21 protein-coding genes and 1 pseudogene are annotated in these 26279 nt (G+C 73.5%); 8 read left to right on the plus strand and 14 right to left on the minus strand.

Annotated features, from left to right (window positions below; translation table 11 throughout):
* Positions 1 to 2: 2 nt before the first annotated feature.
* Both ACIGFK_RS31655 and ACIGFK_RS31660 read right to left on the minus strand, forming a co-directional pair.
* Positions 3 to 1199 carry a glutathionylspermidine synthase family protein gene (locus ACIGFK_RS31655; protein ID WP_376661942.1) on the minus strand — a complete coding sequence of 399 codons (1197 nt, stop codon included), beginning with the start codon at positions 1197 to 1199 and terminating at the stop codon, positions 3 to 5.
* A 19-nt stretch (positions 1200 to 1218) separates the two neighbouring features.
* Positions 1219 to 1533, minus strand: coding sequence for a hypothetical protein (locus ACIGFK_RS31660; RefSeq protein WP_376661941.1), 315 nt, complete (start codon positions 1531 to 1533; stop codon positions 1219 to 1221).
* Between the two features lie 117 nt (positions 1534 to 1650).
* Between ACIGFK_RS31660 and ACIGFK_RS31665 the strand changes: the two genes are divergently transcribed.
* Positions 1651 to 2487 (plus strand): hypothetical protein, encoded by an 837-nt coding sequence (locus ACIGFK_RS31665; protein ID WP_376661945.1) that lies wholly within the window; start codon positions 1651 to 1653, stop codon positions 2485 to 2487.
* Positions 2488 to 2635: 148 nt separating this feature from the next.
* Here ACIGFK_RS31665 and ACIGFK_RS31670 read toward each other — a convergent pair whose 3' ends face one another.
* Entirely contained in the window at positions 2636 to 4048 is a 1413-nt protein-coding gene (locus ACIGFK_RS31670) for a PLP-dependent aminotransferase family protein (RefSeq protein ID WP_400054562.1), read from the minus strand.
* A 47-nt stretch (positions 4049 to 4095) separates the two neighbouring features.
* On the opposite strand from ACIGFK_RS31670, the gene ACIGFK_RS31675 reads away from it, so the two are divergent.
* Positions 4096 to 4587 (plus strand): carboxymuconolactone decarboxylase family protein, encoded by a 492-nt coding sequence (locus ACIGFK_RS31675; protein ID WP_400054563.1) that lies wholly within the window; start codon positions 4096 to 4098, stop codon positions 4585 to 4587.
* A gap of 114 nt (positions 4588 to 4701) precedes the next feature.
* On the opposite strand, the gene ACIGFK_RS31680 is transcribed toward ACIGFK_RS31675, so the two are convergent.
* The 3 genes from ACIGFK_RS31680 to ACIGFK_RS31690 form a co-directional block, all read right to left on the minus strand.
* On the minus strand, positions 4702 to 5691 hold the full coding sequence (locus tag ACIGFK_RS31680) for a malate dehydrogenase (RefSeq protein WP_376662316.1): 990 nt from the start codon (positions 5689 to 5691) through the stop codon (positions 4702 to 4704).
* 339 nt (positions 5692 to 6030) lie between these two features.
* Complete coding sequence (locus ACIGFK_RS31685; RefSeq protein WP_376662315.1) at positions 6031 to 6462, minus strand: DUF3017 domain-containing protein; 432 nt, start codon at positions 6460 to 6462, stop codon at positions 6031 to 6033.
* Positions 6452 to 7312, minus strand: a complete 861-nt coding sequence (locus ACIGFK_RS31690; protein WP_376662314.1) for a bifunctional methylenetetrahydrofolate dehydrogenase/methenyltetrahydrofolate cyclohydrolase — start codon at positions 7310 to 7312, stop codon at positions 6452 to 6454. The genes ACIGFK_RS31685 and ACIGFK_RS31690 overlap by 11 nt, the downstream gene beginning before the upstream one ends.
* A gap of 192 nt (positions 7313 to 7504) precedes the next feature.
* Here ACIGFK_RS31690 and ACIGFK_RS31695 point away from each other — a divergent pair.
* Both ACIGFK_RS31695 and ACIGFK_RS31700 read left to right on the plus strand, forming a co-directional pair.
* Positions 7505 to 8122: pseudogene (locus tag ACIGFK_RS31695) on the plus strand (RNA-guided endonuclease InsQ/TnpB family protein); the annotation flags it as partial.
* Positions 8123 to 8432: 310 nt separating this feature from the next.
* The gene (locus ACIGFK_RS31700) at positions 8433 to 9041 is read left to right on the plus strand and encodes a hypothetical protein (RefSeq protein ID WP_376662313.1); all 609 of its coding nucleotides are present in this window, start codon (positions 8433 to 8435) and stop codon (positions 9039 to 9041) included.
* 122 nt (positions 9042 to 9163) lie between these two features.
* Here ACIGFK_RS31700 and purH read toward each other — a convergent pair whose 3' ends face one another.
* Both purH and purN read right to left on the minus strand, forming a co-directional pair.
* Positions 9164 to 10759, minus strand: a complete 1596-nt coding sequence (gene purH, locus ACIGFK_RS31705) for a bifunctional phosphoribosylaminoimidazolecarboxamide formyltransferase/IMP cyclohydrolase (RefSeq protein WP_400054566.1) — start codon at positions 10757 to 10759, stop codon at positions 9164 to 9166.
* Complete coding sequence (purN, locus tag ACIGFK_RS31710) at positions 10756 to 11379, minus strand: phosphoribosylglycinamide formyltransferase (protein ID WP_376660847.1); 624 nt, start codon at positions 11377 to 11379, stop codon at positions 10756 to 10758. The genes purH and purN overlap by 4 nt, the downstream gene beginning before the upstream one ends.
* Before the next feature lie 222 nt (positions 11380 to 11601).
* On the opposite strand from purN, the gene ACIGFK_RS31715 reads away from it, so the two are divergent.
* Positions 11602 to 12237 carry a hypothetical protein gene (locus tag ACIGFK_RS31715; RefSeq protein WP_376660846.1) on the plus strand — a complete coding sequence of 212 codons (636 nt, stop codon included), beginning with the start codon at positions 11602 to 11604 and terminating at the stop codon, positions 12235 to 12237.
* A 101-nt stretch (positions 12238 to 12338) separates the two neighbouring features.
* Here the strand turns inward: ACIGFK_RS31715 and ACIGFK_RS31720 are convergent, their stop codons facing one another.
* Complete coding sequence (locus ACIGFK_RS31720) at positions 12339 to 13943, minus strand: DUF6350 family protein (protein WP_400054568.1); 1605 nt, start codon at positions 13941 to 13943, stop codon at positions 12339 to 12341.
* A gap of 119 nt (positions 13944 to 14062) precedes the next feature.
* On the opposite strand from ACIGFK_RS31720, the gene ACIGFK_RS31725 reads away from it, so the two are divergent.
* Complete coding sequence (locus ACIGFK_RS31725) at positions 14063 to 15664, plus strand: helix-turn-helix domain-containing protein (RefSeq protein ID WP_400054569.1); 1602 nt, start codon at positions 14063 to 14065, stop codon at positions 15662 to 15664.
* A 76-nt stretch (positions 15665 to 15740) separates the two neighbouring features.
* On the opposite strand, the gene sucD is transcribed toward ACIGFK_RS31725, so the two are convergent.
* From sucD to ACIGFK_RS31750, 5 genes are all read right to left on the minus strand, one after another.
* Positions 15741 to 16631 (minus strand): succinate--CoA ligase subunit alpha, encoded by an 891-nt coding sequence (gene sucD / locus ACIGFK_RS31730; RefSeq protein ID WP_030710487.1) that lies wholly within the window; start codon positions 16629 to 16631, stop codon positions 15741 to 15743.
* A 21-nt stretch (positions 16632 to 16652) separates the two neighbouring features.
* Positions 16653 to 17831 carry an ADP-forming succinate--CoA ligase subunit beta gene (gene sucC, locus ACIGFK_RS31735; RefSeq protein WP_054227727.1) on the minus strand — a complete coding sequence of 393 codons (1179 nt, stop codon included), beginning with the start codon at positions 17829 to 17831 and terminating at the stop codon, positions 16653 to 16655.
* Between the two features lie 279 nt (positions 17832 to 18110).
* The gene (locus ACIGFK_RS31740) at positions 18111 to 19319 is read right to left on the minus strand and encodes a VWA domain-containing protein (RefSeq protein WP_400054571.1); all 1209 of its coding nucleotides are present in this window, start codon (positions 19317 to 19319) and stop codon (positions 18111 to 18113) included.
* Between the two features lie 214 nt (positions 19320 to 19533).
* The gene (locus ACIGFK_RS31745) at positions 19534 to 21813 is read right to left on the minus strand and encodes a DUF5682 family protein (RefSeq protein WP_386467410.1); all 2280 of its coding nucleotides are present in this window, start codon (positions 21811 to 21813) and stop codon (positions 19534 to 19536) included.
* Positions 21810 to 22916, minus strand: coding sequence for an AAA family ATPase (locus ACIGFK_RS31750; protein WP_400054573.1), 1107 nt, complete (start codon positions 22914 to 22916; stop codon positions 21810 to 21812). Before ACIGFK_RS31750 ends, ACIGFK_RS31745 begins: the two co-directional genes overlap by 4 nt.
* A 134-nt stretch (positions 22917 to 23050) precedes the next feature.
* Between ACIGFK_RS31750 and ACIGFK_RS31755 the strand changes: the two genes are divergently transcribed.
* The gene (locus ACIGFK_RS31755; protein ID WP_400054575.1) at positions 23051 to 24394 is read left to right on the plus strand and encodes an SWIM zinc finger family protein; all 1344 of its coding nucleotides are present in this window, start codon (positions 23051 to 23053) and stop codon (positions 24392 to 24394) included.
* A 267-nt stretch (positions 24395 to 24661) separates the two neighbouring features.
* The gene (locus ACIGFK_RS31760; protein WP_400054577.1) at positions 24662 to 26248 is read left to right on the plus strand and encodes a DUF5691 domain-containing protein; all 1587 of its coding nucleotides are present in this window, start codon (positions 24662 to 24664) and stop codon (positions 26246 to 26248) included.
* Positions 26249 to 26279 lie beyond the last annotated feature (31 nt).

Genomic DNA, 26279 nt, shown 5'->3' on the forward strand with positions numbered 1-26279 from the left:
CCCTACAGGATCACGTGCGGGAGGAAGCGGGCGTACTCGTCCGTGACCGGCCCCGCGGATTCGCGGATGCCGAGCCCCGCCGCCTCGTCCTCGACGACCCACGCGCCGAGCACCACCCGGTTGCCGTCGAAGTCCGGCAGCGGGGCGAGACCCTGGAAGCAGTACCGCTCGCCCTCCTCCGGCGTGAACGGCTCCCCGTCGCCGCCCGCCTCGTGGAGGGTGACGCCGGCGCCTTCGCGGCCCAGCAGCGGCTTCGCGACGTAACCGGTGGTGCCGGCGAGCTCGCGCGGTCCGTCGAGGTAGGCGGGCAGCAGGTTCGGGTGCTCCGGGAAGAGCTCCCAGAGGATCGCGAGCAGCGCCTTGTTGGAGAGCAGCATCTTCCACAGCGGCTCGATCCAGCAGGTGGAACCGCTGCCGCCGCCGAGGTCGTACGTACCGAGGACCTGCGGGCCGAACTCGTCCGTGGCCAGCCACTCCCACGGGTAGAGCTTGAAGCAGCCGCGGATGAAGCGGAGCTTGTCGTCCACGAACCGGCCGGTGAGGCTGTCCCAGCCGATCTGCTCGACGGACAGGGCGTGGGTCTCGATGCCGGCCTGCTCCGCGGTCTCCTGGAGGTAGGCGACCGTCATCAGGTCCTCGCCGAGTTCGTCGGTCTCGGAGTGGGCGAAGTGCAGCACGCCCTGCGGCAGCAGTTCGGCCTGCCGGCGCCAGGCGTCGACGAGGCGCTCGTGGAGGGAGTTCCACTGGTCGGCGCCGGGGAAGCGCTCCTCCATCCAGAACCACTGCGGGCTCGCCGCCTCCACGAGGGAGGTCGGGGTGTCGGCGTTGTACTCCAGCAGCTTGGCGGGGCTGCCGCTGCCGTCGTAGCGCAGGTCGAAGCGGCCGTAGAGGGAGGGCTGTTCGGCGCGGCGCCGCCAGGAGTCGGCGATGAGCGCGGCGAGCTTCGCGTCGGTGATGCCGAGGTCGGCGAAGCGGTCGTGGTCGACGATGTGTGCGGCCGCCGCCAGGCACATGGCGTGCAGCTCCTCGACGACGTTCTCCAGCGCCTCCACTTCGGGGAGGGAGAAGGAGTAGTACGCGCTCTCGTCCCAGTAGGGGCGCAGCGAGTCGTCGGGGTAGCGGGTGAGGGGGTAGATCAGCCCCTGCTCCTCGACGGTCTTCTGCCAGTCGGGGCGGGGCTCGATGGTGTGCCGCTTCATGTGCCTGGTCCCGTGTTCCTCAGCCGCCGCTGGAGCCGGAGCTGCTGTGCCCGCCGATGCCGCCGCGGGTGACGGCGGACTTGTCGAAGCTGCCGCCGGAGACGTAGGCCCGGCCGTTGCCGGCCTTGACGGTGCCGCCGTAGTAGTACGAGCCGCGGCCGCCGCTCTTGCACTCCTTGCTGTTCAGGTGCTCCAGCGTGGAGCGGGACGCGCAGCGCTTGTCCGGCTCGTCGCTGCTGCCGCAGGCGACGAGGGTCGCCGCGAGCAGGCCCATGCCGCCGAGGGCGACCGCGCCGGAGCGCATGCGGCGCTGGCTGGTGTTGCTGCTGTCCATGTCTGCTGCTCCCCCTGGGACCCGGCGTACTGCGGGACAGAGTAGAGCGGTGCCCCGGGGCGACGGAATCCGGCCGTCGCAGAAACCGTGACCTAGAGTCAGTTCGTGCTCATTGGGATGATTTGCGCGCTGGGTGCGGCGGTCTGCTTCGGTACGGCGTCCGTTCTGCAGGCGATGGCGGCGCGGGCCGCGGAGCCCGGGACGGGCTCCGGGGTGGACCCGGCGCTGCTGATGCGGGCGGCCCGCCAGTGGCGGTATCTCGCCGGCCTCGGCCTGGACGCGGCCGGGTTCGTGCTCCAGATCATCGCGCTGCGCCACGTCCCCATCTACACGGTGGGGGCCGCGCTGGCGGCGAGCCTGGCCGTGACGGCGGTGGTCGCCTCGCGGCTGCTGAAGGTCCGGCTCTCGCGTACGGAGTGGGGCGCGGTGTGGGTGGTGTGCGCGGGGCTGCTGATGCTGGGGCTCTCCTCCGGGGAGGAGGGCTCAGGGGAGGGCTCCCTGGCCCTCAAGCTGGGGCTGCTGGGGGTGGCGGTGATGGTGCTGGCCGTGGGCGCGGCGGCCGGCCGGCTCCCCGACGGACCGCGGGCCCTCGTCCTCGGCCTGGCCTCGGGGACGGGGTTCGGGGTGGTGGAGGTGTCGGTGCGGCTCATCGACTCCTTCTCCCTGCGGGAGCTGCTCAACCCCGCGCTGTACGCCCTCCTGCTGGGCGGCGGCGCGGCGTTCCTCCTGCTCACCTCGGCGCTGGCGCGCGGTTCCGTGACGGCGGCGACGGCCGGGATGGTGCTCGGCGAGACGATCGGCCCGGCGGTGGTGGGCGTGGCCTGGCTCGGCGACCGCACCCGCGAGGGCCTGACGTGGCTCGCGGTGCTGGGCTTCGCGGTGGCCCTGGCGGGAGCCCTGGCACTGGCCCGCTTCGGCGAACCCCCGGCCCCGGCGGACCCGGCCCCGGCGTGAACCGGGGGTGCCGTGCCGCTGCGCGGGGCCGGAGCCTGCCCGGGAGGCTCAGCCGCACCGCTGCGCGGGGCTTTCCCCCACCCCGCCCCTTCCCGAACCGGGGCTCCGCCCCGGACCCCGCGCCTCCGACAGCGGCGCCGCACACTCCCTACGGCAGCACCGCGGACAGCGCGGCCAGCGCAGGGTTCCACGCGCTGTCCGACGGGGTCCCGTAGCCGACGACCACCGCCGGGCGCGGCGGGAGGTCCGCCTCGGGGTGGCGGTGGCGGGACAGGCCGTCCAGGACGAGGTCCTGCCAGGCCGCCGACTGGATCACCGAGCGTTCCGTCGCCCCCTCCGGGAGGTCCAGCACGGCGTGCAGCCCCGCCGCGATCCCCGACACCCCGACCCGGTCCCCCACCGCCGCCACCAGCTCGTCCCGCCGCCGCCGGTACCGCAGCCGCATGCCGCGCACGTGCCGGTCGTACGCCCCGGAGGTGATGAACTCCGCGAGCGTGAGCTGCTCCAGCGCGCTGGAGGTCCAGTCGGTCGGGCCCTTGACGGCCAGGACCTCCTCCACCAGCCCCGGCGGGAGCACCATCCACCCGATGCGCAGCCCCGGCGCGAGGGACTTGCTGGCCGTGCCCAGGTACACGACCCGGTCCGGGTCCAGTCCCTGCAGCGCCCCGACCGGCTGGCGGTCGTAGCGGAACTCCCCGTCGTAGTCGTCCTCCAGGATCAGCCCGCCCGTGGTCCGGGCCCAGTCCACGGCGGCCGCCCGCCGGGCCGGGGTCAGCGCGACGCCGGTCGGGAACTGGTGCGCGGGGGTCAGCAGCACCGCGCCCACGCCCGGCCCGCCCGCGCCCAGTTCGCCCGTACGGGCGCCCTCCGCGTCCACGCCCAGCGGACGCGTCCGCAGCCCCGCCTTCACGAGCAGGTCGCGGTGGATGTCCAGCCCGTACCCCTCCACCGCCACCTCCCGCACCCGCCGCGCCCGCAGCGCCCCCGCCAGCAGGGACAGCCCGTGCACGAACCCGGCGCACAGCACGATCCGTTCCGGGTCGGCGTACACCCCGCGCGCCCGTGCCAGGTACCCGGCGAGGGCCTCCCGCAGTTCGGTCCGGCCGCGCGCGTCGACCGCGTACCCGAAGGCCTCGTTCGGCGCGTTGGTCAGCGCGCGCCGGGCCGCCGAGAGCCAGGCCGCGCGCGGGAAGCCGCTCAGGTCCGGGGAGCCGGGCTGGAGGTCGTGCGCGGGCCCGCCGCGCGCGGGACGCCGTACCCGGCCGGTGGCGGCGGCCGCGGTCCGGCGCGGCCGGGCCCGTTCGGCGACCCGGGTCCCGGAGCCCTGGCGGGCCGTCAGCCAGCCCTCGGCGACGAGCTCGGCGTACGCCTCCGCGACCGTGTTCCGCGCGATTCCCAGGTCGACGGCGAGCGACCGCGAGGACGGCAGCCGGGTGCCGGCCGCCAGCCGCCCGCTGCGCGCGGCCTCGCGCAGCGCCTCGGTGAGCCCGGCCCGCAGGCCGCGCCCGGCGGAGAGGTCCAGATGCAGGTCGGCACCGAAAGTGGCCCGGGAATCCGTCATGGATATGGACCATATCGGTGGGCCGCCCGGCCCCTAGGGTTGATCACATGACCGAGACACAGAACGCACACGAGCACACGCCCCGCATGCAGATGGCGAAGGTCGCCCCCGAGGTCTACAAGGCCGTCCTGGCCCTGGAGATCGCCGCCAAGAAGGGCCTCGACCCGGCCCTCGTCGAGCTCGTGAAGATCCGAGCCTCGCAGATCAACCACTGCGCCTTCTGCATCGACATGCACACCAAGGACGCCATCGCGGCGGGCGAAAGCGTCGAGCGGATCGTGCTGCTGCCCGCGTGGGAGGAGTCGCGGCACTTCTACACGGAGAAGGAGCTCGCCGCGATCGAGCTCACCGAGGCCGTCACCGTGCTGACCGACGGCTTCGTGCCCGACGAGGTGTACGAGAAGGCCGCCAAGCACTTCGAGGAGCGCGAGCTGGCCCAGCTGATCGCCGTCATCGCGACGATCAACGTCTGGAACCGCATCGGCGTCACCACCCGCCTGGTGCCGGGCCACTACAAGCCGGGCATGTACAAGGCCTGATCCCGCGCCGGACCGGCCCGGCGCGGTACGGGGGTCCGCACCGGGCCGGCCCCGGGAACGCGGAACGCCCCGGCGGGTGAACCCGCCGGGGCGTTCCGGTGAAGCGATCCGGGATCAGATCAGGCCGAGCTCGCGCACCGCGTCGCGCTCCTCGACGAGCTCCGCCACGGAGGCGTCAATGCGCTTCCGGGAGAACTCGTTGATGTCCAGGCCCTGGACGATCTCGTACTTGCCGTCCTTGGTGGTGACGGGGAAGGAGGAGATGATGCCCTCCGGGACGCCGTAGGAGCCGTCCGACGGGATGCCCATCGAGGTCCAGTCGCCGGCGGCCGTGCCGTTGACCCAGGTGTGGACGTGGTCGATGGCGGCGTTGGCGGCCGAGGCGGCCGAGGAGGCGCCACGGGCGTCGATGATCGCGGCGCCGCGCTTGGCGACAGTCGGGATGAAGTTCTCGGCGAGCCACACCTCGTCGTTGACGACCTCGGCGGCGTTCTTGCCGGCGATCTCCGCGTGGAAGATGTCGGGGTACTGGGTCGCCGAGTGGTTGCCCCAGATGGTGAGGCGCTTGATGTCGGTGACGTCCGAGCCGGTCTTCTGGGCCAGCTGCGTGATCGCGCGGTTGTGGTCCAGGCGGGTCATCGCGGTGAAGCGCTCGGCCGGTACGTCCGGGGCGGCGGCCTGCGCGATGAGCGCGTTGGTGTTGGCCGGGTTGCCCACGACCAGGACCTTGATGTCGTCCGCGGCGTTCGCGTTGATGGCGGCGCCCTGCGGCTTGAAGATGCCGCCGTTGGCGGAGAGCAGGTCACCGCGCTCCATGCCCTTGGTGCGCGGGCGGGCGCCCACGAGCAGCGCGACGTTGGCGCCGGCGAAGCCCTGGTTCGGGTCGTCGAAGATGTCGATGCCCTTGAGGAGCGGGAAGGCGCAGTCGTCGAGCTCCATGGCGGTGCCCTCGGCGGCCTTCATGCCCTGGGGGATCTCCAGGAGGCGGAGCTTGACCGGCACGTCCGCGCCGAGCAGGTGGCCGGACGCGATGCGGAAGAGCAGCGCGTAGCCGATCTGGCCGGCGGCGCCGGTGACGGTGACATTCACGGGAGTGCGGGTCATGGCCTTCTCCGTTAGACAGCTGGCGGTTGGGGCGTCCCGCCCCATGTGCTGGAGGACGCCGCTCCCCAGTGAATCTTGATGTGAAGAGACATCCGCCGTCAGGCTATCCGACCTTCGAGCGGCTCGATCCCCCGGTCCCTGTGGTGCATGGCACACGAACCGGAGGGTTCGAAGGCGGAAGGGTGGTTCCCGCCCTGCACATCGACCCTTTCGGGCTATCCCCGGGCCTCCCTTCCGGGGTCCGCGGGGGGATTCCCCTTCGGGCCTTCCTCTCGCGGCTCACCCTTCGGGCCCCCTTCCGGCCTCCCCTTCCGGCCTCTCCTCCGGCCTCCAGGGGGCTCAGCGCACGGTGAAGCGGACCGCGTCCTCCAGGAACGGGATCTCCAGCGGCGGCTTGGGCTCGATCACCAGCGCGAGCAGCGTGATCGCCACGCCCAGCAGCCCGTACGTGACCATGTCCGTGAAGCGGGAGCGCACCGCGAGCATCCCCACCGAGGGAAGCAGCCGCCGCATCGCGGAGGCCGCGATCAGGGCGATGCCGATCACCAGGGTGCCTATGCGCGGGTGCCCCAGCGCCGTGGTCAGCAGCCCGGCCGCGGTCGCCGCGAGCACGCTGAGCATCGGCCACTGGCGGGCGGGCGTGGACACCGCACCGGGCACGGCGCGGCCGCTGCCCTCGGGGCGGGCGGTGTCCCGGGTGACGGAGGGGAAGCGGCGGGAACCGGGCGGCCGCCCCCCTGCCGCCTGCTCCGCATCGGGTTCAGCCTGCACTGGTGCTCCGCTCCGCCGCCTCGACGACATTGACCAGCAGCTGGGCGCGCGTCATGGGGCCGACACCGCCCGGGTTCGGGGAGATCCAGGCCGCCACCTCGGCGACGCCCGGGTGCACGTCGCCGACGATCTTGCCGTTCTCGTCGCGGCTGACGCCCACGTCGAGCACGGCCGCGCCGGGCTTCACGTCCTCCGGCTTGACCAGGTGCGGGACGCCGGCCGCCGCGACGACGATGTCGGCCTGGCGCAGCAGCCCGGACAGGTCGCGCGTACCGGTGTGGCAGAGGGTCACTGTGGCGTTCTCGGACTTGCGGGTCAGCAGCAGGCCGATGGAGCGCCCGACGGTGATGCCGCGGCCGAGGACGACGACGTGCGCGCCGTTGATCTCGACGTCGTGGTGGCGCAGCAGCTCGACGATGCCGTACGGGGTGCAGGGCAGCGGACCCGGCTCGTTCAGCACCAGCCGGCCGAGCGACATGGGGTGCAGGCCGTCGGCGTCCTTGAGCGGATCCATCAGCTCAAGGACCCGGTTGGTGTCGATGCCCTTGGGCAGCGGGAGTTGGACGATGTAGCCCGTGCACTCCGGGTTGTCGTTGAGCTCCCGGACGACCGCCTCGATGTCCTCCTGGGAGGCCGTCTCGGGCAGTTCGCGCTGGATGGAGGCGATGCCGACCTCGGCGCAGTCCCGGTGCTTGCCGTTGACGTACCAGCGGCTGCCCGGGTCGTCGCCGACCAGCAGGGTGCCGAGGCCGGGGGTGGTGCCCCGGGCCTTCAGGGCCGCCACACGGGCGGTCAGTTCGGACTTGATCGCGGCCGCGGTGGCCTTGCCATCGAGAATCTGGGCGGTCATGTACCCATCCTCCCGGATGGAGCGGCCCCGGTTCCAGTCACGGCCCGCTCGAGCCCCTCTCCGGTTGGCGGGCTCGGTTTCATCCAGGCAAGGAAACGCGTGCCCGGACTCGAAACCGTTGGCGTCATACCGCTGCGTGACGCTCTCACCCGCGCTTGCGTTCGGATCGCGACCGACCCTAGCGTCCTGGTCATGGCGGTTTGTTCCGTGAAGCGTGCCTTCCGATACCGCTTCTATCCGACGGAGGTGCAGGCAGCTGAGCCGTCACGGACCTTCGGCTGCGTCCGCAAGGTCTACAACCTGGCGCTCGCCGCCCGGAGTGAGGCCTGGTCGGTGCGTCGAGAACGGGTCGGCTACGGCGAGACGTCTGCGATGCTCACGGCGTGGAAGCGGACCGAGGATCTCAGCTACCTGGCCGAGGTGTCCTCAGTGCCACTCCAGCAGGCGCTGCGGCCTCTCCAGGCAGCCTTCGTGGGCTTCTGGGGGAAGCGGTCGAAGCACCCCCGCTTCAAGTCGAAGCGGAAGTCGCGAGGCTCGGCGGAGTACACGCGCAGCGCGTTCCGCTACGTGGACGGTCGCCTGACTCTGGCGAAGATGCCCGAGCCGTTGGATGTCGTTTGGTCACGTCCGCTGCCTGCGGATGCGGTGCCGACGACGGTGACCGTGTCCCATCACAGCGCCGGGCGGTGGTTCGTATCCCTGCTCTGCGAGGACACTCCCCCGTCTCCGCCAAACACCACGAACATCGTGGGCATCGACATGGGGCTGATGTCCCTCGTCGCCCTGTCGACCGGAGAAAAGATCAGCAACCGGTCGCTGCCTGTGGAACGGGCGCAAGACCTCAACGGGAGTCCTCCTCTCGATCGGGGCGGTCCGTGGTGAAGCAGGAAAAGCCACCCGTGGGAGTGGAACTCCCTTGCCGACGGGCAGGGAATGAAGTCAATGCACTTGCGCAACGATTCCCCGGCCCCGCGCGAACCAACTGGACAAGTCAAGGTCGGGCGGACGACGATGCAGGGAAAAGAGTGCCGCGGGCAGGGCCGGGGGGCGGACCGCAAGATGCAGAATTCCTCCGCGCGTTTGCCGTGCGTCCCCGCACTTCCACGGAGGAACACCCCAAATGAGCTTCGGCGACCCGAACAACCCGTACGGACAGCAGCCCCCGCAGGGCCAGCCCGGCTACGGCTACCCGCAGCAGGCCCCGCAGGGCGTCCCGCCGCAGGGCGGCTACGCCTACCCGCAGCAGGGCGCGCCCCAGGGCTACCCGGCGTACCCCGGCGGCCCCGGCGGCTACCCGGGCATGCCCATGGAGATGCCCGGCATGGTGAAGACGGCGCGCGTGCTCCTCTTCGTCGTCGGCGGCCTCCAGATCATCCTCGGCCTCGTCGCGCTGCTCGGCGGAGCCGCGCTGTCCACCACGGACAGCGGCGCGGCCGGTGACGTGGTCGGCGGCGTCGTGATCGCCCTCGGCCTCTTCATCCTCGCCCTCGGCGTGCTGGCCGTCGTCCTCGGCGCCAAGTACGCCAAGGGCGGCAACGGCGTCCGCATCACCTCGATCGTCTACGCGGCCCTGACGATCCTCGGCGGCATCATGAACTTCGCCAACACGTCCGCCAACGGCGGCCAGGGTGCGGCCGGCGGCGTCGTCAGCCTCGCCATCGGCGGCCTCATCCTCGCGGCCATGGTCTCCGCCCCCGGCGCCTCCTGGTTCAAGCGTCCGCGCTTCTGATCCCCGCACGACCCGTACGAGTCGTACGGCACGCACGGCGAAGGCCGCGACCCGCTGCAATGCGGGGCGCGGCCTTCGCCGTTGCGGAACCGGGACCCCGTGTCGGGGCCCCGGCGCCGGTGTCAGTGGAAGAAGTGGCGGGTGCCGGTGAAGTACATCGTCACGCCGGCCTTCTTCGCGGCCTCGACGACCTGCTCGTCGCGGACCGAACCGCCCGGCTGGACCACGGCCTTGATGCCCGCGGCCGTCAGGATCTCCAGCCCGTCCGGGAAGGGGAAGAAGGCGTCGGAGGCGGCGTACGAGCCCTGCGCGCGCTCGGCGCCCGCCCGCTCGACGGCGAGCTTCGCCGAGTCCACGCGGTTGACCTGGCCCATGCCGACGCCGACCGAGGCGCCGTCCTTGGCGAGCAGGATCGCGTTGGACTTGACGGCCCGGCAGGCCTTCCACGCGAAGACCAGCTCGGCGAGCTCGTCGGCGGAGAGGGCGTCGCCGGTGGCGAGGGTCCAGTTGGCCGGGTCGTCCCCCTCGGCCTGGAAGACATCGGACTGCTGGAGCAGCGCGCCGCCGGAGACCGGCTTCAGGTCGCCCGGCTGGTGCGGGGTGCCGTCCACCTTGAGCACGCGGATGTTCTTCTTCTTGGCCAGGATCTCGACCGCGCCCTCTTCGTAGGCGGGGGCGGCGATGACCTCGGTGAAGATCTCCGCGACCTGCTCGGCGAGCTCGACGGTCACCGGGCGGTTGACGGCGATGACGCCGCCGAAGGCCGACAGCGGGTCGCAGGCGTGCGCCTTGCGGTGGGCCGCGGCGACGTCGGTCGCGTCCACGGCGATGCCGCACGGGTTGGCGTGCTTGATGATCGCGACGCATGGCTCTTCGTGGTCGTAGGCGGCGCGGCGGGCGGCCTCGGTGTCCACGTAGTTGTTGAAGGACATCTCCTTGCCGTGCAGCTGCTCGGCGTTGGCGATGCCGCCCGGCTGACCGTCCGTGTAGAGGGCGGCCGCCTGGTGCGGGTTCTCGCCGTAGCGGAGGGTCGACTTGCGCTCCCAGGCGCCCGCGAGGAACTCGGGGAGGACGGCGCCCTCTTCCGGCGCGTACGCGTTCGTGAACCAGGAGGCCACGGCCACGTCGTAGGCGGCGGTGTTCTGGAAGGCCTCGGCCGCGAGCCGCTTGCGGGCGGTGAGGTCGAAGCCGCCGCCCTGGGCGGCCGCGATCACGTCGGCGTAGCGGGCCGGGCTGGTGACGACGGCGACCGACGGGTGGTTCTTGGCGGCGGCGCGGACCATCGACGGACCGCCGATGTCGATCTGCTCCACGCACTCGTCGGGAGTGGCACCCGACTGGACGGTGGCCAGGAACGGGTAGAGGTTGACGACCACCAGGTCGAAGGGCTCCACGCCCAGCTCGGCGAGCTGGTTGCGGTGGTCCTCCAGGCGCAGGTCGGCGAGGATGCCGGCGTGTACGCGCGGGTGCAGGGTCTTGACGCGGCCGTCCAGGCACTCGGGGAAGCCGGTGAGCTCCTCGACCTTGGTGACGGGCACTCCGGCGGCGGCGATCTTCGAGGCGGTGGAACCGGTGGAGACGAGCGAGACGCCCGCCTCGTGCAGGCCGCGGGCCAGGTCTTCCAGTCCCGTCTTGTCGTAGACGCTGATGAGCGCACGCCGGATCGGCCGCTGGTTCGTGGTCGGGTCGTTGCTCGCTGCGGTGTCTGCGGCGGTCACTGGATCGTTACCTTTCGTCCCTCAATGCGGTAGCCGTGCCGGGCCAGGCGCCCCACGACGTCGACGAGCAGCTGGCGCTCGACTTCCTTGATGCGCTCATGGAGAGCGGCTTCGTCGTCCTCGTCCCGCACCTCGACCACACCTTGGGCGATGATCGGACCGGTGTCCACGCCGCTGTCCACGAAGTGGACCGTGCAGCCGGTGACCTTCGCGCCGTAGGCGAGCGCGTCCCGTACGCCGTGCGCACCGGGGAAGGAGGGGAGGAGGGCGGGGTGGGTGTTGACGAACCGGCCGCCGAAGCGGTCGATGAACTTCTTGCCCACGATCTTCATGAACCCTGCGGACACCACGAGGTCCGGGGCGTACGCGTCGGTCGCCTCGGTGAGGGCGGCGTCCCACTCCTCGCGGCTCCCGTAGGCCTTGACCGGGCACACGAAGGTGGGGATCCCGGCCTTCTCGGCCCGCTCCAGGCCCGCGATGTTCTCTCGGTCGGCCCCCACGGCGACGACTTCGGCACCGAAGCCCTCGGGTCCGCCGGGGTGGGCGTCGATGGCGTCGAGCAGGGCCTGGAGGTTGGTGCCGGAACCGGAGACCAGCACGACCAGGCGGGAGGCGGCCATGGGAGGCCCTTTCTCGCGGGATTGCGGTGTTCGTCTTGTGTGGTCATACGAAACTTCGGGGTACCGATATACGGGGAACCATACGAAGCCACCGACCGCCTGCAACGATACCGGCACACCGGACGGCCCCCGAGGGACGGGGGGACGGCCGGGCGGTAGCGTCTGGCATACACGCCTCGACGTCGCCCTGACGTCCTTGACACAGGGGAAGAAACGCACCCGATGCCGGACCGCCGCCAGCCCGACTCCTCCGCCCCCTCCACGCCTTCCTCCCCCGCCACGGACGACAACCCGTTCGCGGCTCCGCCGGAGGGCCGGCCGGACCAGCCGTGGCAGCCGCGCGCCGGTGCCGGCGGCGGACCGGGGCGGGAGCCCGGGGAGGACCCGGGGAACACGGACGGCCAGGGGGGCCCGGCCCGCTGGGACCCGACGGACCCGGTCCAGCGGCGGGCGCGGTACGCGCTGCTGGCCGGCATGTGGGGCTTCTTCTTCGGGATCTTCGGCATCCCGTCGGCCGGCCTGCTGCTGGGCGCGCTGGCCCTCTACTGGGGCATCAGCGCCCTGCGCGGCCGCCCGGCCCCGGCGACGGCCGACCCGGACCAGCCCCAGTCCCAGCCCCGGCCCGGCGGCCTGGCGGCCCTGGGCCCGGCGGCCCGCCCGCAACGCACGGCGGCGGTGAGCGGCCTGGTCACGGCCTCGCTGGCGATCCTGCTGGCGATGAGCTCGTACGCCTTGCAGCTGGCGTACAAGGACTTCTACGTCTGCCGCGACGACGCCCTCACCCAGTCCGCGGAACTCCAGTGCAACACCCTGCTCCCGAACAACGTGGTGGGCGACATCCTGAAGGTCCGCCAGTAGCCCAGCCGGGCAACTCCAGCCCCGCCGGCGCTTGAGGCGCGGGGTCCGGGGCAGCGCCCCGGCAACGGCCCCGCACCCGAGAACCCGCCCCGCCGGCGGAGCTACCCCGGCGGCTTGCGCCGTGCCAGCACCCGGGCCCCCACCACCGGCGGAACCAACGGCGGCTCCGCAGCCTGCGGCACCGTCAGATCCGGCCCCACCGCGGAGACAACGGTCAGCACCCGCGCCGGAGGCGACACCGGAACCGGCGGAACCGGAGCCGCGGCAGCGGCAGCGGCAGCAGCCGGAGCAACAGCCGACGGCGGCGACGGCGGCGACGGCGACGGCGTGGAGATGTCCGGGATCAGCCCACCGGCCGCCGCCCGCAAGGCCTCCCAGCGGAGCTCCCGCACCCCGCTGTCGTGCCACCCGCCCTCCCCCTCGCCCTCCACCTGGCCCAGCGCGAGCGCAACCGGCCGGTTCCGCCACGCATGCACCGCCACGGCCACCACGACCCCCGGAAGGGTCCACGCGAAGGCCGCCACCCCCACCACCCACCACACCGGCCCGAACTCCGCGAGCTGCCGCGACCCCATCGGCCCCGCCGAGGCAGCCGCCAGCCCGGCCATGACCACCCCGCACACCAGCGCCCCCAGGGCCGCCGTGAGCGCGGTCTCCCCGATCGACACCTCCCGCGCCCGGCGCACCGCGAACCACCCCACCGCCAGCCCGGCCACCACCGGCACCCCGACCGCCGCCCAGGTCAGCGGGGTCCCGGGCCCTTCGGGCGGGAGCGCGGCCAGCAGCGGGAAGCGCGGCAGCGAGGGCGACCCGGCGAAGCCGAGCGGGGTGGCGCTCGCGCCGGCGCCGAGGGCGAAGCCCGGCCCGAGCCCGTAGGCCGCCCCCCAGACCATCGCGTTCGGGATCAGCGCGACCGCCAGCAGCAGCACCGCGAACCGCCCCGACCACACCCCGGTCAGCGCCAGGAACGACGCCTGCGCCTCGGCCCCGTGCCACGCGAGCGAGACGCCGACCAGCAGCGCCCCGCCACCCAGCAGGACCAGCGCCCCGCCCGCCCCGGCACGGAGCGCCCGCGCGTACCGGGGGCGCGCGACCGCCCTCCGTACGCCCCCTGGCAGCCAGGACGGCAGCGGCCCGACCGGACGCCCCCGGGCGGCCCACACCCCCCCGGCCGCGGCGAGCACGGCGACCAGCGGTACGTGCCAGGCCGCACTCAGCGGATCGGCCGGCATCGGCCCCCCGGCGGCGTACACCGTGGCGAGCGCACCGACCGCGAGGTACCCGCAGAGCACGGCCGAGAAGACGGCGCCGGCGGGCAGCACCTCCTCGCCGCCCTCCTCGCCGTCCACGGAGGCGCTTCCCAGCCGGGCGGCCCGCCGCATCAGCAGCACGGGCAGCGCGACGAGCAGCAGCGGGGTCACCCCGACGGGCGCGGGCACGCCGGACAGCGTGTCGTACCGGACCAGCTCCGTGCCGTGCGCGAGCAGCCACAGGCCCGCGGCGAGGTGGAGGGCGCCGCCGGGACCGCTGTCGGGATAGGGGGAGCTGATCCACAGGACGATGACGAGCACGGCGAGGAAGCCGAGCCCGAGCCCGGCCGCCACGGCGCCGCCGATCACGCATGCGGCGGCGGCCGGCGAACGGCGCCGCCGGCCGGCTCGCGGGGCCGCCTGCAACGGGGTCCCGCGTTCGGTCACTTGGGTCACCCCGCCATGGTGCCTTCGACACGCGCTATGAGTGCGTAACGGGCGAATATCCGTGGTGTCGCCCAATATACGTTTATGTACTTTTTCGCCCAGAGCGGTCAGGTCGCGGGGAGTGTGGCATGACACAAAGCGTCGAAACGACCTCCGCATCCGACGCGGAGCGGAGCCTCCCGTCCCCGAAGGAGCGCCGCAGACTGCGCGAAGCGGCGGAGCTGACGCACGATGAGGTCGCGGCGGTGGTGGGCGTCACTCCGACCACGGTCCGCTCCTGGGAAACCGGCCGTACGGCCCCGCGCGGGCGCAAACTGGAGGCCTACGCCCGCTTTCTGACCCGCCTCCAGGCCACCGCCGCGGACATGCCGGGCACTGACGCCGAGTCATTCGGCGCCCTCGCATCCGATGTGTGCGCGTCGCCGGGCGCCGTACGGCTCTTCACCGGAACCGGCCCCCTGCCCGAGCCCACGGCCGAGCAGGCCGCGGAGCCACCCGCCGACCCCGAGCCGGCGCCGCCCGCGGCGGCACCCGCAGCGGCCGCGCCGCCCGGGTCCTCGGGGAGCTCCGCGCCGCCCGCCGCCGGCGACGCACCAGGGGCAGCCGCCCCGGGCCCGGCGGCCGAGCACACCACCGTCCCCGAGCCCGACCACCCGCCCGCACCGGCCGACACACCGTCACCCGGCCCCGCCCGGCTCGGCGCCGCGGCCCCGGGACCGCAGTCGGGCGGGAGCGCCGAGCCGCTCCCCGCGGAGGCGCGTCCGGCCGCGGCAGAGGCCTCCGGGTCCCACGGGCCCGCCGAGACCCCCCGGCCGACCTCCGCCGGAACCGGCCAGCAGGCCGACGGGCCCCCCGCGGAGCAGCAGGCCGGACAACCGGCCGAGCAACCGGAGGAGCAGCCCGAGGAGCCGTCGGCCCGGCTGCCGGTCGAGGACTTCGACGCCCTCCACGCCCACGCCGCCCCCGCCCTCACCCGGCAGGCCTATCTGCTCACCGGCCGCCGGGGCCTCGCCCTGGAGGCCGTCGACCGGGCCTTCCAGCTGGCCTGGGACCGCTGGCCCGAGGTGGCGACCGACCCGGACCCGGTGGGCTGGGTGCGCGCGGCCGTGCACGAGTACGCGCTCTCGCCCTGGCACCAGTTCCGCCGCGCCCACCGCCACCCCGACAAGCCCCCCGCCGAGCCCGCCGACCGGATCCTCCTCGACGCCATGCTCGCGCTGCCCACCAACCACCGCCGCACCGTGCTCCTCTACGACGGCGTGGGACTCGACCTGCCCGACACCGCCGCCGAGACGGAGGCCAGCACCCCCACCGCCGGCAACCGGCTGCTCCACGCGCACGCCACGCTCGCCTCGCGGATCCCCGAGCTGGCCGCGGTGGCTCCGGAGAAGCAGTCCGCACTGCTGCGCGACAGGTTCACCGCGCTGCAGCCGGCCGTGGCGCTCGAGCCGCGCCCGGCTGCCGCCGTACGGAACTCCAGCGAGCGGCGCGCCCGGCTTCGGACGCGCGCGGTGGTCAGCCTGGCCGCGGTGATCGCCGTGGCCACCGCGTACACGACCGCGACCGCCCCCACCAAGTACGAGCCGCCGAACGCACCCGGGGCGAACGTCTCCGGCGTGCCCCCGCACAGTGGGCCCCAGCAGCTCACCGAGGAGAGCAAGGCCCTCCACGACAAGCTGCGCTCCGACCCGGCGGCCGGTCCGGCCAGGATCGCTCCGAAGGTCGAGTGAGGGGCGCACGGAAAAGGGCGTGGCCCGCACCTCCCGAGGGGTGCGGGCCACGCCCGTGCGTCCGTACGCGGACTGCTTACTGAGCGGCGTTCAGGATCTCGCGCGCCAGCTTCGCGGTCTCGGTCGGCGTCTTGCCGACCTTCACGCCTGCGGCCTCGAGGGCCTCCTTCTTGGCCTGTGCGGTGCCAGAAGAACCGGAGACGATGGCGCCGGCGTGGCCCATGGTCTTGCCCTCGGGGGCGGTGAAGCCCGCGACGTAGCCGACGACCGGCTTGGTGACGTTCTTCGCGATGAAGTCCGCCGCACGCTCCTCGGCGTCGCCGCCGATCTCACCGATCATGACGATCAGCTCGGTCTCCGGGTCGGCCTCGAAGGCCTCCAGGGCGTCGATGTGCGTGGTGCCGATGACCGGGTCGCCACCGATGCCGACGGCGGAGGTGAAGCCGATGTCGCGCAGCTCGTACATCATCTGGTAGGTCAGCGTGCCGGACTTGGACACGAGACCGATCTTGCCGGGCTTGGTGATGTCGCCCGGGATGATGCCGGCGTTGGACTGGCCGGGGGTGATCAGACCCGGGCAGTTCGGGCCGATGATGCGGGTCTTGTTGCCCTTGGCGGTCGCGTACGCCCAGAAGGCGGCGGAGTCGTGCACCGCGATGCCCTCGGTGATGACGACGGCCAGCGGGATCTCGGCGTCGATCGCCTCGACCACGGCGGCCTTGGCGAAGGCCGGCGGGACGAAGAGGACGGAGACGTTGGCGCCCGTCTTCTCCATCGCCTCGGCGACGGAGCCGAAGACCGGGACCTCGGTGCCGTCGAAGTCGACGGTGGTGCCGGCCTTGCGCGGGTTCACGCCGCCGACGATGTTGGTGCCGTCAGCCAGCATCAGCTTGGTGTGCTTCATGCCCGTGGCACCGGTCATGCCCTGGACGATGACCTTGCTGTCCTTGTTGAGGAAGATAGCCATGTGAGTCTTTGACCTCTGCCCTTACTTCGCAGCCGCGAGCTCGGCGGCCTTGTCGGCCGCGCCGTCCATGGTGTCCACGCGCTGCACCAGCGGGTGGTTGGCGTCCGAGAGGATCTTGCGACCCAGCTCGGCGTTGTTGCCGTCGAGACGGACGACGAGCGGCTTGGTGACCGCCTCGCCCTTCTCCTCCAGCAGGGCCAGCGCCTGGACGATGCCGTTGGCGACCTCGTCGCACGCGGTGATGCCACCGAAGACGTTGACGAAGACGGACTTGACGTCCGGGTCGCCGAGGATGATCTCGAGACCGTTGGCCATGACGGCGGCGGAGGCGCCACCGCCGATGTCCAGGAAGTTGGCGGGCTTGACGCCGCCGTGGTTCTCGCCGGCGTACGCGACGACGTCGAGGGTGCTCATGACGAGACCCGCGCCGTTGCCGATGATGCCGACCTCACCGTCGAGCTTGACGTAGTTGAGGTTCTTCGCCTTGGCGGCGGCCTCGAGCGGGTTCGCGGCCGCGTGGTCCACGAACTCCTCGTGGCCCGGCTGGCGGAACTCGGCGTTCTCGTCGAGCGAGACCTTGCCGTCGAGTGCGATGACGTCGCCGGAGGCGACCTTCGCGAGCGGGTTGACCTCGACGAGGAGCGCGTCCTCGGCGATGAAGGTCTGCCACAGGGTCACGAGGACCTCGGCGACCTTCTCGGCGACCTCGGCCGGGAACTGGGCCAGGGCGACGATCTCGCGGGCCTTCTCGATGGTCACGCCCTCGTTGGCGTTCACCGGGACCTTGGCGAGCTTCTCCGGGGTCTCCTCGGCGACCTGCTCGATGTCCATGCCGCCCGCGACCGAGGCCATGGCCAGGAAGGTGCGGTTGGTCCGGTCGAGGAGGTAGGAGACGTAGTACTCCTCCAGGATCTCCGGCGCGGTCTCGGCGATCATCACCTTGTGGACCGTGTGGCCCTTGATGTCCATGCCGAGGATGTCCGTCGCGCGGGCGACGGCCTCGTCCGGGGTGGCGGCAAGCTTCACGCCACCGGCCTTGCCACGGCCGCCGACCTTCACCTGCGCCTTGACGACCGACTTGCCGCCCAGCCGCTCGGTGGCCTCGCGAGCCGCCTCAGGCGTGTCGATGACTTCACCGGCCAGCACCGGTACACCGTGCTTGGCGAAGAGGTCCCTCGCCTGGTACTCGAACAGGTCCACGCGCGTCCGTCCCTTGTCTTCAAAGATTCGCAGTGATTCGCGGTTTGTCTGCTATCTGCGTGGGCGTGCCGCGGAGGGCAACGTGACGGCGCTGTCACTAGGAAGGCGCACACGGTGACCGTGGACGCGGCATGTCCGTCCCGCAGGTTATCCCCGTGGGACGTAGGTCCCTAAATCGCAGATCACACCTGAGCGGTGATTCCCCTCACAGATCGCCTCACGGTTGAACTGGAAGTTCGTGCGATCTACCGATTCACAGGGTGGCGCGGTCCGGGCTCGTCATGGCATGGGGAGGGGCCTCTTCTCCAGCGCCGCGGCCATGACATCGGGGAACAGGTCGGGGGTGCAGGCGAAGGCCGGGGCCCCGAGCGCGGCAAGGGCGGCGGCGTGCTCGCGGTCGTAGGCGGGGGCGCCCTCGTCCGACAGCGCGAGGAGGGTGACGAACTCGACCCCCGCCGCCTTCATCGCCGCGACCTGCTTCAGCATCTCGTTGCGTATGCCGCCCTCGTAGAGATCACTGATCAGGACGACGACGGTGTCGGCGGGACGGGTGATCTTCGACTGGCAGTAGGCGAGGGCCCGGTTGATGTCGGTGCCGCCGCCCAGCTGGGTGCCGAAGAGGACGTCCACGGGGTCGTCGAGCTGGTCGGTCAGGTCCACCACGGCGGTGTCGAAGACGACCAGTCGCGTCGCGATCGACCGCATGGAGGCCAGCACCGCCCCGAAGACGGAGGCGTAGACGACGGAGGCCGCCATCGAACCCGACTGGTCGATGCAGAGGATCACCTCCTTCTTCACCGATTGCGCCGCCCGGCCGTAGCCGATCAGCCGCTCGGGGACCACCGTCCGGTACTCGGGCAGGTAGTTCTTCAGATTCGCCCGGATGGTCCGGTCCCAGTCGATGTCGTGGTGCCGGGGCCGGCTGATGCGGGCGGACCGGTCGAGGGCTCCGGTGAGCGTGGCCCTGGTGCGCGCCGCGAGCTTCTTCTCCAGCTGCTCGACGACCTTGCGGACCACGGCCCGCGCGGTCTCCTTGGTCGTCTCGGGCATCGCCTTGTTCAGCGAGAGCAGGGTGCCGACCAGATGGACGTCCGGCTCCACGGCCTCCAGCATCTCCGGCTCCAGCAGCAGGGCGGACAGGCCGAGCCGCTCGATCGCGTCGCGCTGCATGACCTGGACCACCGAGCTGGGGAAGTACGTACGGATGTCCCCGAGCCAGCGGGCCACGTTCGGCGCGGACCCCCCGAGCCCGGCCGACCGCTCACCTCCCGCCTTCCGGCCCCCTCCGCCCCCGTACAGCGCACCGAGCGCGGCATCCATCCCCGCGTCCCGCCCGCTCAGCACGCACCCGGTCCCGTCGCCCTCTCCCCCGCCCAGCACCATCCGCCACCGCCGCAGCCTCTCGCCCCCGGCGGGGTCGGCCCCCTTCACGGCGGCGCCCTCGGCCTGCGCGACCGGCGCCCCCACCTGGTTTCCCGTCCTGCTCATCCGTCCGTCCCCCTTGCACTCGTCGTATCGCGGCCGCACGTGACCCGCGGCCCTTCTCCGGGCGGTCTCCCACGCCCGCCGTGCTGTCCAGCCCCGCCGAGGAGCGGGGTCCGGTGCGGAGCCCCGGGTGCCGTGCAGCGGCACTTCCAGCCCGCCGGCGCTTGAGGCGCGGGGGTCCGGGGGCGGCGCCCCGGCAACGGCGCCGCACCCGGCCTCACGCCACCGCACCGGCCAGCAGCATCCGCACCACCTCCACCACCGCATCCGCCCGGACGGGGTCCAGCTCGGGCGCGAAGCCCTCGGGAGCCGCGCCCGGCACCGGTGCCGCGGCCCCGCCGGGCCCCCGCCGCACCAGCTCGCCCAGCGTCCGCTTCACCCCCGGCTCGTACGCCCCGAACGTGCGCCGCAGCAGCGGCAGTACGTCGGTGAACGCCCGCTCCGGCACCCCCACCAGCCAGGCGTCGATCAGGCCCAGCAGCCGGTCGTCGTGGACGAGCAGGGTGCCGCCGCCCGAGCTCCCGCCCGCGAAGCCCTCGATCCAGCCCGCCGCATCGGCCGGGTCGGCCGCCGGTGACAGGGCGAGCCCCATCAGCCGGGCCGTCTCCTCGGCCGGGAGCCGCCCGTCGTCGAGCAGCAGCCGGACCGCCCGGCCGCGGATCAGGCCGGGCACCGTGTCCCGGGCGGCCAGCTTCCGCAGCACCTCGGACCAGCGCTCGCGCAGCCCCTCCTCCGCGTCCGCCAGCAGCCCGACCGCGCCGTGCACCCCGTCCACGTGGCCCCGCAACTCCGCCGCCGCGTCCGCGTCCAGCCCGGCCGCGCACGCCGACGGGAGGGCCACGCATATCCGTTCGGCGAGGCCGGCCGCCACCGTGGCGAGGGCCGCCGCGTCGGTACCGCGGACGTCCCCGTACCTCAGCGAACGGGCCAGCGCCGGCAGGGCCTTGGCGAGCCGTGCCACATCGGTGTCCAGCGCGGCCCGGTCCGCCAGGGCCCGCAGTACGGCGGGCAGCGCCTCGGACAGCCCGGCCAGCAGGCACTGCTCGGCCAGCGCCGTGACCTCCCCGAGCTCCTCCGCCGCGGCCGCCTGGGCCTCGGCCTTCGCAGTGGCCGCGGCCAGGACGGTGGTGCCCCATATGCCGGCCTCGGCGACCCGCACCGACAACTCCGGCTCCCAGCGGAGCCGCCAGGTCTCCCGGAAGGTGCCGGTGCTGCCCCGGGAGGCGGTCGGCCTGCCCCATTCGATCCCGAGCAGCCGCAGCCGGTGCAGCAGCAGCGACTTCGCGCTGTCGGTGTCCTTGCGGAGGTCCAGCTCCAGCTCGCGGTCGGCGGCTTCGGCCTTGAGCCGCAGCGAGCGCTGCTGCCGGGTCAGGTCGCGCTGGAGCGGTACGACGGGAGCCCCGTCGGGGACCTCGCCGAGCACGTCGCCGACCACCAGGCGGTCCTCGACGAGCGCGAGCGGTATGTCGGAGCCGTCGCACATCACCGCCCGGACGGCTTCCAGCGTCTCCGTCAGCCCGGGCAGCGGCCTCCCCCGCATCGCGGCCAGTGTCTCCGCCAGCCGGACCGCCTCGATCACGTGCGCCGAGGAGACCTGCCGGTCCTCTTCCCGCAGCAGCCCCGCGACCTTGGTCAGCCACCGCTCGACGGGCCGGTCCCGGGCCGCGAAGAGGTGCGCGTACCAGCCGGGCGAGGTGATGCCCGCTCCGTACCCGCCGGCCCGGGCGAGCCTGCGGTGCGTCCACGGCACCCAGGTGGTCTCCACCTTGACCTTGGGCAGTCCGGCGAGCAGCGCCCTGTCCGCGGCGACGGTGGTCTTCGCCCGCAGTGCCGGGACGTGCCAGGCCCCGCACACCACCGCGTACCCGTCGCCGAACTCCCGGCGGGCGGCCCGCATCCGCTGGCGCATGTACGCCTCGCGGACGAGGTCCCGGTCGTGGTCGCCGTCGCCGTAGGCCTCGCGGAGGGCTCCCATGGCCTCGCCGAGCGCCTCGAACGCGCCCAGGGCGTCGGCCTCCTCGGCGCCCCGGTGTTCGACGACGTCCTCCCACCAGCGCTCGGGGTCGTCGTACCCGGCGGTCTCGGCCAGCACGGCCAGGGGGTCCACCCGTACGGACCGCTCCGGTTCCTCCCCCTCCCCGCCTTGCCCGCCCTCCTCCTCCTTGCGGGCGAGCGAGTGCGCGGCCGGCAGGTCCATGAACCGCACCGGTACTCCGGCCTCCTGCGCCCAGCGGATGGCGACCCATTCCGGGGAGAACTCGGCCAGCGGCCAGAACGCGGCCCTGCCGGGATCGTCCGCGGCGTGCGCGAGCAGCGCCACGGGCGGCTGCATGCCCGGGTCGGCGGCGAGGGCGAGGAGGTCGTCGCCCTCGGGCGGGCCCTCGATCAGGACGGCCGCCGGCCGGGCCGCCTCCAGGGCGGCCCGCACCGCGCGCGCCGATCCCGGCCCGTGGTGCCGCACCCCCAGGAGCAGGGGGCCCTTCGGGCTCGGGCTCATACCGTCACCTCCCGGCAGGCGCGGTAGAAGTCCTTCCAGCCGTCGCGCTCGCGGACCACGGCCTCCAGGTACTCCTGCCAGACGACCTTGTCTGCGGCCGGGTCCCGGACGACGGCGCCGAGGATCCCCGCGGCCACGTCGGAGGGGCGCAGCACGCCGTCCCCGAAGTGCGCGGCCAGGGCCAGGCCGCCGGTGACGACGGAGATCGCCTCGGCCGTGGACAGGGTGCCGCTGGGCGACTTCACCTTGGTGCGGCCGTCGTCGGTGACACCGTCGCGCAGCTCGCGGAAGACGGTGACGACGCGCCGGATCTCCTCGAGGCCCTCGGGTGCGGCCGGCAGGTCGAGGGCGCGGCCCATCTGGTCGACGCGGCGGGCGACGATGTCCACCTCGGCGTCGGCCGTGGCGGGCAGCGGCAGGACCACGGTGTTGAAGCGGCGGCGCAGCGCGCTGGAGAGCTCGTTGACCCCGCGGTCGCGGTCGTTGGCGGTGGCGATGAGGTTGAACCCGCGCACGGCCTGCACTTCTTCGCCGAGCTCCGGTATCGGGAGCGTCTTCTCGGACAGGACGGTGATGAGGGTGTCCTGGACGTCGGCGGGGATGCGGGTGAGCTCCTCGACGCGGGCGGTCATGCCCTCGGCCATGGCCCGCATGACGGGGCTGGGGACGAGCGCTTCGCGGCTGGGGCCGTGGGCCAGGAGGCGGGCGTAGTTCCAGCCGTACCGGATGGCCTCCTCCGGGGTGCCGGCGGTGCCCTGGACGAGGAGGGTGGAGTCCCCGCTGACGGCGGCGGCGAGGTGTTCGGACACCCAGGTCTTGGCGGTGCCGGGGACTCCGAGCAGGAGCAGGGCGCGGTCGGTCGCGAGGGTGGTGACGGCGACTTCGACGATCCGGCGCGGCCCCACGTACTTGGGTGTGATGACCGTGCCGTCCTCGAGCGTGCCGCCCTGCAGGTAGGTGGCGACGGCCCACGGGGAGAGCTTCCAGCGGGCCGGGCGGGGCCGGTCGTCGACGGCTGCCAGGGCTTTCAGTTCGTGTGCGAAGGCGTCTTCTGCGTGCGGTCGCAGCGCCTCGGTTCCGCGGGCGTCCTCGTGCGTGGTCATGGTCCCCCTCCAATGCTCGGCAGCCGCTCCCGACTGCTGGATCCAAGGTGCACCACGCCACTGACAACGACCCTTGTTCGAGGCGTTGTTGCAGGTCAGAGCGATTGTCAGTGGGGGTCTCTACGGTTGTTCCCATGACTGAGCAGGGGGTCCGCTGGACAGCGGAACAGGTACTGGCTCTGGCTCCTGACGATGCCTCACGCAAGGCGGGAAGCAGACTCGGCGGGGCGGGGCCGTGGTCGCAGATCGGAGGTTCCGCTTCCGGTTCTGTATGGGGGTGGTGCAAGGGCAGCGGCAGCAAGCCGTACCAGACCGTCGTGGACCTGACGGGACCTGCGTACAAGTGCTCCTGCCCGAGCCGGAAGTTCCCGTGCAAGCACGCACTGGGGCTGCTGCTGCTCTGGTCCGCGGAGGGGGCGGGCGAGCCGGCGGAGGCGCCGGAGTGGGCCGCCCAGTGGCTGGCCGACCGGGCGGCGAAGGCCGCGCGCCCCGCCACCGGGGCGGGGGGCCCGGCGGATGCCGAGGGGGCGCGGAAGCGGGCGGAGCGGCGGGCTTCCCGGATCGGGGCGGGCGTGACCGAGCTGGAGCAGCGGCTGGCCGATCTGCTGCGCGGCGGTCTCGCGGGCCAGGAGCAGGCCGGTTACGGGGCGTGGGAGGAGACGGCGGCCCGGATGGTGGACGCCCAGGCTCCCGGACTGGCGGGGCGGGTGCGGGAGTTGGGGACGATACCCAGTTGCGGGCCCGGCTGGCCCGCCCGGATGCTGGAGGAGGCGGCGCTGCTGCACCTGCTGGACCGGGCCTGGCTCGGGGTGGCGGAGCTGCCCGATCAGCTGGCCGCGACGGTGCGCAGCCGGGTGGGACTGCCGGCTTCCGGGGAGGGGGAGGCCATACGGGACCGCTGGCTGGTGCTGGCCCAGTACGACTCGGCGTCACCGGACGGCCGGCTCACCACCCGCCGGATATGGCTGCGCGGGACGGGGAGCGGGCGGCCCGCCCTGGTGCTGGACTTCGGTCCGCCCGGGCGGCCGCCGGGGCTGGCCCTGCCGGTGGGGCTGGTGCTGGAGGCGGAGATCCGCTTCCGGCCCGGGTCCGCCGGGCTGCGGGGGGACCTCGGGGAGAGGTTCTCGGCGGCCGTGCCGTGCACGGAGGTTCCGGCCGGCGTGAGTACGGGGGCGGCACTGGAGGCGTACGGGGCGGCACTGCGGGACGACCCGTGGCTGGAGTCCTGGCCGGTGGTGCTCGGTCCGGTGGTCCCGATACCGGGAGAGCTGGGCTGGCAACTGGCGGATGCGGAGGGAACCTCCGCCCTGCCGGTGCCCCTCACGGGGGCGGGCAGCCGCTCACGCGGGGGCCTGTGGCAGCTGGCCGCGCTGTCGGGCGGGGGCCCGGTGACGGTGTTCGGCGAATGCGGCCATCGGGGCTTCACTCCGCTGACGGCCTGGCAGCCGGGTTCGCCCGAGCCGGTCGCGCTGGCCTGAACGGGCCGGGACAAGAAGAGAAATCACTGGGGGCCTGGGGGGTTCTGTGTCCTCTGACAAGGACTACGGGAAGTACGCGGCGGCGCGGGGGCGCCGTCGCGAGGTGACGAGGAGCCGGGGGGCTTGCATGAACGACAACCACGCCAGCTGAGCACGGTCGACCGGGTCGGCCGGGCCCGACGGGGGCATCGACCGCTCCGGTCCCGCGGAGGGGGCGGGACCGGAGCGCAGGACACGGAGCAGGACGAGGGAAGAGGGAGGGGCGCGATGGACAAGGCCGACGAGGGCTACGGGGACTGGGAGGAGCTGGTCGGGGCCGCGCTGCTGGGCACCGACCGACGCCGGGGCGGGGGGCCCACGGGATCACCGCAGGCGCTGCTGGACGCGGCGGCCGTGCACGCCGTGCGCCGCCGGGCCGGGCTGCGGCCGGCCGAGGCGGGCCCGCGCCCGGAGCCCGCGCCGCGGGACCCGCGTCCGGCACCGCCGGAGGCGGCCCGGCGGCGGCTCGCCCAGCTGCTGGCGGGCCGCTCCGGCGCGGCGGGCGGCGGCGGGCGGCGGGGGGCCGCCCCGGATCTGACGGAGCTGCTGCCCCAATGGCTGGCCGCCGCCCGGCGGCACGGCTACCGCTCGCCGGCCTCGCTGCTCCCCGCACTGCTGGATGCGGCCCGGGCCCGTACGGACCTGCGGCCGCACGCCCTGGCGCTGGCCGGGGTGCGGGGGCTGTGGCTGGCCCGGCTGAATCCCGACTGGCGGTTCGCGCTGCGGGGCGGGACCGGCGGCGCCGGGGAGCTCCCGGAGCCGACGGATCCGGCCGGGGTGGAACGGCTCTGGCAGGAGGGCCTGTTCGCGGAACGGGTGGCGCTGCTGGGCGCCGTACGGGAAGCCGATGCGGGGGCCGCCCGGCAGCTGCTGGCGACGACCTGGAGCACCGAACGGGCCGAGGACCGGCTGATGTTCCTCGACTCGCTGAGGGTGGGCCTGTCGGACGGGGACGAGCCGTTCCTCGAGGCGGCGCTCGGCGACCGCAGCCGCAATGTCCGCGCGACGGCCGCCGAACTGTTGTCCGCGCTGCCGCACTCGGCGCTGGCGGGGCGGATGGCGGAGCGCGCGCTGGCCTGCGTCGGCCCCGAGGGGGTGGCCCCGCCGGCCGAGTGCGATGCGGGAATGCTCCGCGACGGGGTGGTCAAGCGGCCGCCCGCCGGGCGCGGGGAGCGTGCGTGGTGGCTCGGCCAGTTGGTCGAGGCGGCGCCGCTGTCCTGCTGGCGGGAGCGGTTCGGGGGCCTCGGCCCGGCGGAGATAGTGGCGCTGCCGGTCGCCGAGGTCGAGGGCTGGACGGAGGAACTGCACGCGGCCTGGTGCCGGGCGGCGGTGCGGCAGCGCGATGCGGAGTGGTCGCGGGCACTGCTCGGCATGCCGTCCGCACCGCCCGCCGCCGGCCCGGGCACGGCCTCGCTGGCGGAGCGGGCCAAGCTGCTGTCGGTCCTGCCGGACGGGGAGCGGGCGGACTGGGTCGCGGAGTTCATACGCGCCCACGGGCTCTCCGAGGCGTTCCAGCTGCTCGGCGTGTGCGTGGTGCCGTGGGCGGGGGCGCTCGGGCGGGCGGTCGTGGACGCGCTGGACATCGCCCGGGAAGCGGGGAGCTACCCGTGGAGCTTCAGCGGGGTGATGGGGCTCGCCGAGCGCTGCCTCGACCCTGCCGAGGCAGGGCGGCTGGAGGCGCTGACCGCCGGGGTGGCGGAGCCGGAGGATGCGGTGCCGGGGGCTGCCGCGTACTGGGCCGAGGCGTTTCAGCGGCTGGTGGCCACGCTTCGGCTGCGCGAGGCCATGCTGGCGGAGCTGGCTCCGGCCGCCTGATCCCTCCCGGGGGAGGGCTCCGGCCGCCTGA

The organism is Streptomyces sp. NPDC085524 (assembly GCF_044541755.1).
Lineage (GTDB): Bacteria > Actinomycetota > Actinomycetes > Streptomycetales > Streptomycetaceae > Streptomyces.